The sequence below is a fragment of the Crossiella sp. CA198 genome, assembly GCF_052078295.1.
Lineage (GTDB): Bacteria > Actinomycetota > Actinomycetes > Mycobacteriales > Pseudonocardiaceae > Crossiella.
In genome coordinates, this window is record NZ_JBQJIM010000013.1 from 275,147 (window position 1) to 285,712 (window position 10,566).

Consider the following 10,566-nt stretch of genomic DNA (forward strand, 5'->3'; position numbering starts at 1 on the left):
GCTCAGCCCAGGGGCGGCAGGATCGCCTGGGCGTCCGCGCCCTGCATCCACAGCCCGATGGCGAAGGCCGCGGTGGCCTCCAGCAGTCCGGCCCTGGACAGCGGACCGGCCACCACCGGGTGGCAGCCCAGGTCCCGGATCAGGGTTTGCACCCGGTCCAGGGCGGCGGGGTCGTCGCCACACAGCGGGACCGACAGCTGGCGGCCCGCGAAGACCGGGGGGATCATCCGCCAGATGTCCACGTGGCCCAGGTTGAACGCCTTCACCACGTGCGCGCCGGTGGCGGCGAGCTGTTCGGCCAGGCTGGCGGTCTTGGTGGTCAGGGTCCAGTCGGGGCCGATCGGGTTGGTGCAGTCGATCACGGTGCGGCCCTCCGCGCCCGCCGCGGCGAGCACGTCCAGCGCGGAGGCGGCCGGCACGGCCAGCAGGGTCACCTCGCCGTAGGCCGCTGCCTCGGCGTAGCTGCCGGTGCGGACGCCAAGGCGGGTGGCCAGTGGCGCGGGGTTGGCGCGGGTGGCGATCATCAGGTCGTGGCCCTTGCGGGCCCACTGGGTGCCGAGGGCCTCGGCCATGTTGCCCGCGCCCAGGATGCCGATGCGCATCAGGTTCCTTCCGTTGGAGTTGGCGATACGCACACGGTAGGAAGGACGATGGGCACCGAATGGTGTCTGTTGACTGCGGCAGGCTGGGGCGGTGTTCACGCTGGAACGGGACCTACTGGCCGATTGCCGGGCGCGGCTGGCCTTCGACCTGATGGCCAACACCTGGAACCCGGTCGTGCTGTGGGCGCTCAAGGACGGGCCGCGCAGGCCGGTGCGGCTGCGCCGGGAGATCGGCGGCATCCGCACCAAGGTGCTCACCGAGACCCTGCACCGGCTGACCTACCACGGCCTGATCGCCAGGGACTGCTACCGGGAGGCCCCGCCGCGGGTGGAGTACCGGCTGACCGACCTGGGCCGCAGCCTGCTCGGGCCGATCGAGGCCTTCGGCGCCTGGGCCTACCGGCACGGGGACGAGGTGCTGGCCGCGCAGGAGTCCGCCGAGGAACTCAGCGGCTGACCGGCAGGCCCAGCTCCACCCGGTCCAGTTCGCTCCACAGCTGCTGTCCGCGGTGCCTGCGCAGCAAGGCCAGCGACACGCCCGTCACCGGGATCCGCACCGGCTCGGCCCGCACCGCGGCCAGGATCCGGCGCAGCTGAGCCCCGTCCACCGGCTCGGTGTGCTCGGCCAGCAGCAGCCGGGACGGCTGGGGCAGGCGCGGGCGCCTGCCGAGCACCCCGGCGACCGCGGCCGCCAGGGCCCGGCGCACCGGTCGCAGGTCGCCGGTCACGGCCAGCGCCACCGTGCCACGCCGCCGGATGACCCGGCCGGTGACCAGGTCCCTGGCCGGGACCTCGGCCAGCCGCTCCCGCGCGGCCGCGGTGATGGCCTGCACGTCGGTGTAGCGCAGCCGCTCGGCCGGGCCCAGCTCACGCAGGGGCAATCGCAGCCAGGGCGGGGCGCACGGGTGCAGTCGCGGAAGTCGGCGCAGCGCGCCCTGGTACTGACCGGCCAGCCGGTGCACGGCCAGGTGCTCCTTGAGCGGGATGTGCCAGCAGTACACCCGGTCGTCCACACGCTCCCCCGTCCACTCTGCTGTCTCCTTGGTACCGACCGGGGCCGTGCGCCCGCGTCCACCTGTGGTCGCGGCTGCTCTCAGCAGACAGACCGAGGGCAGACAGACCGAGGGCCGGGCAGCATGTCGCCGCCCGGCCCTGGGACTCCTTGAGTCAGAGGGTCAGGACTGGTGCTCCTGGGGCTGGGTCTCCGCCTGGGCCCGTTCCTTGCGGGCGCGCGCGGCCTCGGCCAACAGCATGGGCGAGGGGGCGCGGTGCACCGGCGATGTCCGAGCGGCCTGGTCACTGGCGGCCCGTGGCGACTGCCCGTTCTGCTCGACCATTACGTCCTCCTCCAGCCGGGTACTAACCAACTGCCCACGAGGCTAGGCCGGTCCGCATCACCCCATCAGGCGAATCTGCGACTGCGGAGCGCGTCGGAATCGATTCCGAAGACCGCGCAAATGATCGCCAGCACGCTGTTGACCAGCGCTTACCCGCGCAGGATGACAATCCGCCGGGCACCCTGGAGTTGGTCCGGATACCTGGACAAGATCTTCAGAATTCGTCCTCTTCGTCCTCATCCTCGGCATCGGAGAGGTAAAGGTCGACCGAGAACGGGCAGGGCAGGCCGGCCAGCCGGGCGGTCAGCGCCGGGGTGAAGGTGAGCTGGCCCTGACCGTTGGTGGCCTCCACCGTGCACCACACGTCGACCTCGAAGTCGCCGAGCAGCCCGGCGAGCGCGCCCAGTTTCCCGTCCAGCTCGTCGAGCAGCCACTCCAGGTGCGCCGACAGCGGCTCGGCCGGCTCGGCCTCGCTCTCCAGCAGCCACATGGACTGCTCGCGCAGGGTCGAGATGTTCTTGCCGATCGGCTCACCGCGCTCGGCGACGGTGGTCGGGTCAAGTCCGAGGGTCTCGGTGACCACGGCCGCGGCGGCCTTGGTGCTGAACAACCGCAGGGACGCGCTGGCGCGGGAGATGGCCACTCTCACTCCTCCTGGACGACAGCCCTCATCCTGGCAGACCGCGGTGAACGCTCAACCGCCGAGCAGGGCATCCCTGGTGACCTGGAGCTGACCGTGGTGCTGCGCCAGCTCCTCGTAGACGTGCTGCAGCGCCGCGCCCTGGCTGATGCCGCCGGGGAAGGTGCGCCAGTGCGGCGAGGGCTCCCGCCGGACCGGCCGGTCGTACTCGGCGGTGGCCACGTCCGCGTCGAACCGGGCCCGCACCGCCGCGGTCCGCTCGACCAGTTCGGCCACCGGCCCGGCCGCGGTGAACTCGGCGGGCCGGTCCCGCTCGACCTCCCGCCCGGCCACCACCTGCCCGCCCCAGAAGGCGACCACGCCCAGGCAGTGGGTCAGGATCTGATAGGGCGTGTTCGCGCCCGGCAGGTCCGGTTTCCGGTTGGCCAGCTCATCGCCCAGCTCCAGCAGCACCTCGGTCATGCCGTCCAGGGCCCGGTCGACGAAGAACAGGTAGTCCGCCTCGCTGATCACGCTCGTGCCTCCCCGCGTTCCGGCTCCTCGGCGAGTAGCTTGCCAGGCGTGACCGACAGTCTCCGCGAAGACGAGCCCGATGTGCCCACCCGCATTGTCAGCCACTTCTACGACAACCTCGCCGACGCGGTCGAGTCCCTGGAGGCCGCCGAGCGGCTCGGACTCGGCGTGACCGTGCGCAACCGCGTGGTCCTGCAGGGCGCCAACGACGACAGCGGCGAGGTGTTGCTGGAGGAGTGGGTGGTCGATGTCTACGACGCGCCGCCGTTGGAGGAGGACGAGGACGACCTCCCCGACGAGGACGACGACGAAGAGATCGCCGCCGCGCCCGCCGGGCAAGCCACGCCGTAACTCAGTCCACCACCAACACCAGCTTGCCGCGGACGTGCCCCTCCTCCAGGAGGCGGTGCGCCGCGGCGGCTTCGGCCAGTGGGAAGGTCTGCTGCACGTCCACCCGCAGCTGGCCGCCGGCGGCCAGCTCGCCCAGGAAGGTGAGCTGTTCCTTGTCCGCCTGGGCGAAGACGTAGCGGCCGCCCTGGGCCAGCACCTCGTTGCCGACGATCGAGGAGTGCCGGGCCGGGTCGCGGATCAGCCGGGGTGAGTCGGTGAGCGCCTGGCCGCCGATCAGGTCGACCGCGGCGTCCACCTTGCCGTCGCCGCCGACCAGCGCGGCCACCCGTTCCACCAGGCCCTCGCCGTAGCTGACCGGTTCGGCGCCGAGTTCCCGCAGGTAGTCATGGTTGCGTTCGGAGGCGGTGCCGATGACCCGCTTGGCGCCCAGTTCCCTGGCCAGCTGCACCGCGACATGGCCGACCCCGCCCGCGGCGGCGTGCACGATCACGGTGTCGCCGTCGCCGACCCCGGCCGCGCGCAGGGCCTGCAGCGCGGTCAGGCCGACCAGCGGCAGCGCGCCCGCGGTCACCCAGTCCAGGCCTGCCGGTTTGCGCACGATGGCGCGCTGCGGGGCGGCGACCTGTTCGGCGTAGGCGCCGTGTTCCACGCTGTCCTTGCGGATGTAGCCGAACACCTCGTCACCCGGGGCGAATTCGGTGACGTTGGGGAACACCGCGGTCACCACCCCGGCGACGTCCCAGCCGGGGATCAGCGGCAGGTGGTGCGGCAGGACGCCCTGGAGGTAGCCCATGCGGATCTTGAAGTCCACCGGGTTCACCCCCGCGGCACGCACCTGGATGAGCGAGTTCTCCGGGCCGAGGAGCGGTTCGGGCAGGTCCTGGAGGCGCAGAACCTCGGGACCGCCGAACTCGTCGAACGCGATTGCCTTCACTCTCAGGAATCGTAGAACAGCCGCTCCACCACCGCCCGGGCACGACGGGTTACCCGGCGGTACTCGTCGATGAACTCACCGGGGTCGGCCGTGGCCGGGTAGCCCATGGCGCGGGCCACCGCGGCCAGCTCCCGGCCCTGCCGGGGCAGCTGGTCGGTGGGTTTGCCGCGGACCAGGGTGGCCGCGTTGCGGGCCCGGGTGGCCATGGTCCAGGCCGCCTGCAACGCGGCGGCGTCGGCGTGCTGGACCAGTCCCGCGGTCTCCGCGGCCGCCAGTCCCTCCACTGTGGACGGTGTGCGGAGGGTGGGCACGGTGTGCGCGTGCTGGAGCTGGAGCACCTGCAGCGTCCACTCGACATCGGCCAGCCCGCCGCGGCCGAGTTTGGTGTGGGTGGCCGGATCGGCGCCGCGGGGCAGCCGTTCGGCGTCCACCCTGGCCTTGATCCGCCGGATCTGCAGCACGCTGGCGTGGTCGAGTCCGGCCGCCGGGTAGCGCACCGGGTCGATCATCTCGACGAATCGTTGTCCCAGTTCGGGATCGCCCGCGATCGGCCGGGCCCGCAGCAGCGCCTGCTGCTCCCACACCTCGGCCCACTGGGCGTAGTAGGCGCGGTAGGACTCCAGGGTGCGCACCAGCGGCCCGCTGCGGCCCTCGGGTCGCAGGTCGGCGTCGACCTGCAGCGCCGGGTCCTGGCTGGGCGCGCCGAGCAGTCTGCGGATGAGTTCGGCGACCGCGGCCGCGTACCGCACCGCCTCGGTTTCCCCCGCGCCCGCAACGGGTTCGCACACGAACAGCACGTCGGCGTCGGAGCTGTAGCCGAGTTCGGCGCCGCCGAGGCGGCCCATGCCGATCACCGCGATCCGGGCAGGCTGGGACCCGCGTTCGGCGGCCACCGCGCGGCAGGCCGCGTCCACCGCGGCCTCCAGCACCGCCACCCACACGCTGCTCAGCGCGGCGCACACCGCGGGCAGCTCCAGTTCGCCGAGCAGGTCGGCGCAGGCCACCCTGAGCAGTTCGTGGCGGCGCATCGAGCGCGCGGCGGTGACCGCGGTGACCGGGTCGGCGTAGCGGGCGACGGTGCTGCGCAAGGAGATCGCGACCTCGGCTGGCTCGCGTCCGGCCAGCGCGGGGGTGTCGGCCAGCAGCCGCAGCACCTCTGGCGCGCGCACCAGCAGGTCCGGCACCGTCCGGGAGGTGCCCAGCAGGAAGGCCAGCCGTTCGGCCACCGCGCCCTCATCGCGCAGCAGCCGCAGGTACCAGGGCGTGGTGGCCAGCGCCTCGGACACCCGGCGGTAGGCCAGCAGCGCGCCGTCGGGGTCGGGGCTGTGCGCGAACAGGTCCAGCAGCACCGGCAGCAGCGCGCCCTGGATCGCGGCCCGCCGGGACACCCCGGTAGTCAGCGCCTCGATGTGCCGCAGCGCGCCGTCCGGGGAGGCGTAGCCGAGCGCGGCCAGCCGCAACTTGGCCGATTCGGTGGACAGCCGCAGGGCCTCGCTGGGCACCCTGGCCACCGCTTCCAGCAGCGGCCGGTAGAACAGCTTCTCGTGCAGCCGCCGGACCCGGTTGCAGTGCGAGCGGAACTCGGCCTGCAGCACCGCGCCCGAACTGCGCCGCCCGTCCGGGCGGACCCCGGCGGCGCGGGCCAGCCAGCGCAGGCCGAGGCGGTCGTCATCGGCCGGGAAGAGGTGGGTGCGCCGCAACCGTTGCAGTTGCAGGCGATGTTCCAGGGTGCGCAAGAACCGGTAGGACTCGGCCAGCCCCGCCGCGTCCGCGCGGCCGACGTAGCCGCCGTGCCCGAGCACCCGCAACGCGTCCATTGTGGACAGAACGCGGAGTTCGGCGGCGCCGCGCCCGTGCACGAGTTGCAGCAGCTGCACGGCGAACTCGACATCGCGCAGCCCGCCCCGCCCGAGTTTCAGCTCCCGGTCGCCCAGCCCGGCTGGCACGTGCTCCTCGACCTTGCGCCGCATGGCCTGCACATCGGCCACGAAGTGGTCCCGGTCCCCCGCCGACCACACCATCGGCGAGAGCGAGTCCACATAGGACTGACCGAGTTCGGCGTCCCCGGCCACCGGCCGCGCCTTGAGCAGCGCCTGGAACTCCCAGGTCCGCGCCCAGCGCTTGTAGTAGGCGATATGCCCGTCCAGGGTGCGCACCAGCGCGCCGGCCTTACCCTCCGGCCGCAGCGCCGCGTCCACCTGGAAGCAGGCCTCGCCCGCGACCCGCATCAGCGCGGCGGCCAGCCGGGTGGCCATGCCGATATCGCCCTCGGCCACGAAGATGACGTCGACATCGCTGACGTAGTTGAGTTCCCGCGCCCCGCACTTGCCCATCGCGATCACCGCGATCCGGCAGGGCAGCCCATCGGCGTCCGCTGGCACGATCTCCAGCACGCCCACGGCCAGCGCGGCCTGCAGGGCGGCCCCTGCCAGGTCGGAGAGCAGCGCGGCCACGTTCTCGTAGGAGACCTGCGGGGCGTCGCCGTCGATGGTGTGCGCCAGGTCCGCGGCGGCGATCCGCAGCAGCTCCAGCCGGTAGGCCTCGCGTAGCGCGCGCACCGCCTCGGGCCCGCGGAGTCCGGCCCGCCACACTGGTCGCGCGGGGTCGGCGCCGACCGCGGCGAGCAGTCGCGCGGTCAGTTCGGCGACCTCGGGCAGCGGCGCGTCCAGCGCGCCGTCGAGCACTTCCAGCCGGGCCGGATCGGCGATGACGAAGTCGGCGAGCGCGCTGGAGGCGCCGAACACCGCGAACAGCCGGGTGCGCAGTCCGGCCTCGGTGCGCAGCCGTTCGTCCAGCGCGGGCCAGCCCTCGCCGATGGCCTCGCGCAGCCGGACCAGGCAGCGCAGGGTCAGATCCGGATCGGCGCTGCGGGAGAGCGCGGCGAGCTTGGTCTCCGCCCCCGGCCTGCCCCACCAGCCGACCTCGCCGAGCAAGTCGGCCGCGCGCGGATCGGTCAGCCCGAACCGCGCGGGCGAGGGCGTGGCCCGGCTGGGATCGGTGAAGGTCATCCGCTACACCAGCGGCAGACGCCGGCCGGGCCCCGTCTGGCTCAGCTCACCGGCGGCGAGCCGGACGAACCGCTCGGTGAACGGCTGCCACACCTCGGCCAGGTCCTGGTGCCGCTCGACGAGGTGCTCGTACTCCAGGTGCCCGCGCGGCGCGAACGCCGCTTCCTCCGGCGAGTGCTCGGCCCAGCGCTGGACCAGTTCCGGGGTGGTCTCGATGTGGAACTGGAGCCCGTAGGCGTTGTCCCCCACCCGGAACGCCTGGTTGACGTACTTCGGCGAGGAGGCCAGCAGGACCGCCCCGCCGGGCAGCGCCGAGATCTCGTCGACGTGGTACTGGAGCACATCGGGCGTCATCGGCAGCGGCTCGAACAGCGGATCCCCCGCCGCCGCGTCCCGCTTGGCGATCAGCAAGGTGCCCACCTCGGGCCCGACCGTCCCCGGCCGGACCTGGCCACCGGTGGCGGCGGCCAGGAGCTGCCCGCCGAGGCAGATGCCGAGCACCGGCACCCGTCTGCCGACCGCGTTGGCCAGCAGTGCCCGCACGTCCTTGAGCCAGGGGTGTTCGGCGTCGTCGTAGGCGCCCATCTCGCCACCGAGGCACACCAGGGCCTGGTAGCCCTCGACGCTGGCCGGGATGGGTTCCTGCCCGGCCCGGACCAGGTGGATCTCGGCGCCGGCATCCAGTAGCCAGTCGGCGAGCGGGCCGAGCGGATCCAGGTCGGAAGGCTGGATGACAAGCACCGAGGTCATGGGAGAAAGCCTAGGCGCTGCCGCCTAACAGGCGCAGGCCACCGCCCGGTGGATGTGATCATCCGCTCCCACCGCGGTGCCTTCGACCGGATACCCCGCCCCGATCCAGGCCTGGATCCCACCGGCCAGCCGTTTCACCGTGAACCCCAGTCCGGCCAGCCGGGCGGCGCCCTTGGTCGCGGCATTGCACTGGAAGCTCTCGCAGTAGCAGACGTAGACCAGGCCGCGGTCCAGCTGCGCGGTGCTCGCCTCGGTCAGTGTGGCGTAGGGCAGGTTGATCGCACCGGGGATCCTGGCCGCCGCGAACGCCGCCGGCCCCCGGCACTCCACCAGCAGGTAGCCGGTGACCGTGCCTGCCACCAGGTCCCGGTGCACATCGTCCGGATCGGCCTCGAAGGCGAGTTCGGCGGCGAAGTGCGCCGCTGCCACCGCGGGCTCGGCCAGCGGGAGGGAAAGCAGGTGGGAAGTGGTCTGCATGCTGGAAATTCTCGGGCAGTGGGACGCCCTCGAACATGGGGCGTTCCTGGTTCTAGCCTGGTTGTGCCTGTGTTTCCCCGCGAAATTCGAGCTTTGACGAGGATTTGGTCGCGTGGACCTAGATGAACTGGACTGGCGCATCCTGGACCTGCTGCAGCAGGACGGCCGGATGACCTTCACCGAGCTGGCCCGCCGGGTCAACCTGTCCGCCCCCGCCACCACCGAACGCGTGCGCAGGCTCGAACAGCTGGGAGTGATCACCGGGTACGCCGCGGTGGTCGACCCCCAGCTGCTCGGCCTGCCGATTCAGGCCATCGTCCGGGTCCGGGTCAGAAGCCTGGACTCGCCGCGATTCCGCGAGCGGGTGCTGGCCCTGCCGTCGGTGTGCGACGCCGACCACGTGACCGGCGACGACTGCTGGCTGCTGCGGGTGCGATGTAAGTCGATGGCCGAACTGGAACAGCTCGTCGACCACGCGCAGCAGTACGGCGAGACCACCACGTCACTCGTGTTCTCCTCGCATGTGCGGAACCGCCCCGTCAGCAGTCCCGGCTGAGAACGCGATCTCCACGGCGTCGAACACCGGCCGATAACCCAGCCGCGGATAGATCCGGTTCGTCACCGGATCCCGGAGATCGGTGAACAACAGCACGTCCGTGGCGCCCTGGTCGAGCGCCCAGCGCGAGGCCGCCGCCGTGGCCGCCGAGGCATAGCCGTGCCCCCGGTGCCGCACCGGCGTGTAGACGTACCGGACCCGGGCCATCCCCCCGCTGGGCGCATTGGTGAACGCCAACGACACCGGCGTCCCGTCCACCTCCCAGACGAAGTGCGGATCCCCCGCCTCGAACGCGGCCAGCACGCCGGCCCGCTCATCCAGCGAATGCCGCACTCCGTCCAGTTCCAGACCGAACGCCTCCCGCCACTTCACCAACAGCTCCAAATCGGCCGCCCCGCCAATCCGGGCCGCACCGGCGACCGTCGGCGGCGTCAGTTCCCCCAATCGGAACAGCCGCGAAGCCATCTTTTCCTGGGTCAGCTGCCCGGTCCGATCGGTCCAGGCTCGCGCGAACGCCGCGGCGGCCTCCCGCGGCCCATTCACCGCGGTCAGGTCAGGGGCATGCAGGAGTACCGCGTCCACGGCGGCCGGGACGGTTTCCAGCGGCAGTCCGCCGATGAGCAGTGGCCAGGGCGCGGTACGCAGGCCGGCGCCGACCAACGCGCCGGAGTTGTCGTGCACCGTGAGCATCAGCGGAGCGGTGTAACCGGGCTCGGTCCCGGCCAGACAGCGCTCCATGACGGTGATCGCGATGGTGTTGCGCACGGGGTCCGCGAGGAAGTGCGGCCCCGCAAGCTTCCAGAAGAGCTGAGGATTGGTGTGCACCTGCGCATCCATGTATCCAGGGTGCGCTGGGTTCGAGGTTCCGGCGACTCAATTTTTCGAACGCAAAAAAAGCGTGTGGCCTCAGAACCGAAGTTCTGAGGCCACACGCAAATTTAGTTCGGCGGCGTCCTACTCTCCCACACGCTCACGCATGCAGTACCATCGGCGCTGGAGGACTTAGCTTCCGGGTTCGGAATGGGACCGGGCGTTTCCCCTCCGCCATAACCACCGAAACACTATGAAAGACAACCAACAACACACCCACAAGGGCATGTCACACACACAAGGTGTGTCTAGTTGGTTCTTTCAGAACCACACAGTGGACGCGTAGCAACTTTGTGAGCAAGCCCTCGGCCTATTAGTACCCGTCAACTCCACCTATTACTAGGCTTCCATCTCGGGCCTATCAACCCCATCGTCTATAGGGGGCCTTAACCACTCGAAGTGGTGGGAGACCTCATCTCGAAACAGGCTTCCCGCTTAGATGCCTTCAGCGGTTATCCCTTCCGAACGTAGCCAACCAGCCATGCCCTTGGCAGAACAACTGGCACACCAGAGGTTCGTCCGTCCCGG

The 10,566-nt window shown here is 71.4% G+C and carries 13 protein-coding genes and 2 rRNA genes; 3 read left to right on the forward strand and 12 right to left on the reverse strand.

Features of this window, described 5'->3' with window-relative positions; translation table 11 throughout:
• Positions 1–2: 2 nt before the first annotated feature.
• Positions 3–602, reverse strand: a complete 600-nt coding sequence (locus ACTOWY_RS23180; protein WP_441311749.1) for an NADPH-dependent F420 reductase — start codon at positions 600–602, stop codon at positions 3–5.
• A 151-nt stretch (positions 603–753) separates the two neighbouring features.
• Between ACTOWY_RS23180 and ACTOWY_RS23185 the strand changes: the two genes are divergently transcribed.
• Positions 754–1,059 carry a winged helix-turn-helix transcriptional regulator gene (locus tag ACTOWY_RS23185; protein ID WP_441311766.1) on the forward strand — a complete coding sequence of 102 codons (306 nt, stop codon included), beginning with the start codon at positions 754–756 and terminating at the stop codon, positions 1,057–1,059.
• On the opposite strand, the gene ACTOWY_RS23190 is transcribed toward ACTOWY_RS23185, so the two are convergent.
• From ACTOWY_RS23190 to ACTOWY_RS23205, 4 genes are all read right to left on the reverse strand, one after another.
• On the reverse strand, positions 1,049–1,615 hold the full coding sequence (locus tag ACTOWY_RS23190; protein ID WP_441311750.1) for a hypothetical protein: 567 nt from the start codon (positions 1,613–1,615) through the stop codon (positions 1,049–1,051). The genes ACTOWY_RS23185 and ACTOWY_RS23190 overlap by 11 nt on opposite strands.
• 162 nt (positions 1,616–1,777) lie before the next feature.
• Complete coding sequence (locus ACTOWY_RS23195) at positions 1,778–1,939, reverse strand: hypothetical protein (protein WP_185002414.1); 162 nt, start codon at positions 1,937–1,939, stop codon at positions 1,778–1,780.
• Between the two features lie 214 nt (positions 1,940–2,153).
• Positions 2,154–2,582, reverse strand: a complete 429-nt coding sequence (locus ACTOWY_RS23200) for a DUF4279 domain-containing protein (protein ID WP_441311751.1) — start codon at positions 2,580–2,582, stop codon at positions 2,154–2,156.
• 51 nt (positions 2,583–2,633) lie between these two features.
• The gene (locus ACTOWY_RS23205; protein ID WP_441311752.1) at positions 2,634–3,092 is read right to left on the reverse strand and encodes a mycothiol transferase; all 459 of its coding nucleotides are present in this window, start codon (positions 3,090–3,092) and stop codon (positions 2,634–2,636) included.
• A gap of 48 nt (positions 3,093–3,140) precedes the next feature.
• On the opposite strand from ACTOWY_RS23205, the gene ACTOWY_RS23210 reads away from it, so the two are divergent.
• The gene (locus ACTOWY_RS23210; protein WP_441311753.1) at positions 3,141–3,443 is read left to right on the forward strand and encodes a hypothetical protein; all 303 of its coding nucleotides are present in this window, start codon (positions 3,141–3,143) and stop codon (positions 3,441–3,443) included.
• A 1-nt stretch (position 3,444) separates the two neighbouring features.
• Here ACTOWY_RS23210 and ACTOWY_RS23215 read toward each other — a convergent pair whose 3' ends face one another.
• From ACTOWY_RS23215 to ACTOWY_RS23230, 4 genes are read right to left on the reverse strand one after another with little or no spacing between them, the layout of a single operon-like run.
• Complete coding sequence (locus ACTOWY_RS23215) at positions 3,445–4,377, reverse strand: NADP-dependent oxidoreductase (RefSeq protein WP_441311754.1); 933 nt, start codon at positions 4,375–4,377, stop codon at positions 3,445–3,447.
• A 2-nt stretch (positions 4,378–4,379) separates the two neighbouring features.
• On the reverse strand, positions 4,380–7,385 hold the full coding sequence (locus tag ACTOWY_RS23220; RefSeq protein WP_441311755.1) for a bifunctional [glutamine synthetase] adenylyltransferase/[glutamine synthetase]-adenylyl-L-tyrosine phosphorylase: 3,006 nt from the start codon (positions 7,383–7,385) through the stop codon (positions 4,380–4,382).
• Between the two features lie 3 nt (positions 7,386–7,388).
• Positions 7,389–8,135, reverse strand: coding sequence for a type 1 glutamine amidotransferase (locus ACTOWY_RS23225; RefSeq protein ID WP_441311756.1), 747 nt, complete (start codon positions 8,133–8,135; stop codon positions 7,389–7,391).
• 24 nt (positions 8,136–8,159) lie between these two features.
• Positions 8,160–8,612 (reverse strand): rhodanese-like domain-containing protein, encoded by a 453-nt coding sequence (locus ACTOWY_RS23230; RefSeq protein ID WP_441311757.1) that lies wholly within the window; start codon positions 8,610–8,612, stop codon positions 8,160–8,162.
• 112 nt (positions 8,613–8,724) lie between these two features.
• Here ACTOWY_RS23230 and ACTOWY_RS23235 point away from each other — a divergent pair, with 112 nt between their 5' ends.
• Complete coding sequence (locus ACTOWY_RS23235) at positions 8,725–9,168, forward strand: Lrp/AsnC family transcriptional regulator (protein ID WP_441311758.1); 444 nt, start codon at positions 8,725–8,727, stop codon at positions 9,166–9,168.
• Here ACTOWY_RS23235 and ACTOWY_RS23240 read toward each other — a convergent pair.
• The 3 genes from ACTOWY_RS23240 to ACTOWY_RS23250 form a co-directional block, all read right to left on the reverse strand.
• Positions 9,115–10,005 carry a GNAT family N-acetyltransferase gene (locus tag ACTOWY_RS23240; RefSeq protein WP_441311759.1) on the reverse strand — a complete coding sequence of 297 codons (891 nt, stop codon included), beginning with the start codon at positions 10,003–10,005 and terminating at the stop codon, positions 9,115–9,117. The two genes, ACTOWY_RS23235 and ACTOWY_RS23240, sit on opposite strands and share 54 nt — an antisense overlap.
• Positions 10,006–10,109: 104 nt before the next feature.
• A 5S ribosomal RNA gene (gene rrf / locus ACTOWY_RS23245) occupies positions 10,110–10,226 on the reverse strand.
• Between the two features lie 105 nt (positions 10,227–10,331).
• A 23S ribosomal RNA gene (locus ACTOWY_RS23250) occupies positions 10,332–10,566 on the reverse strand; the annotation flags it as partial.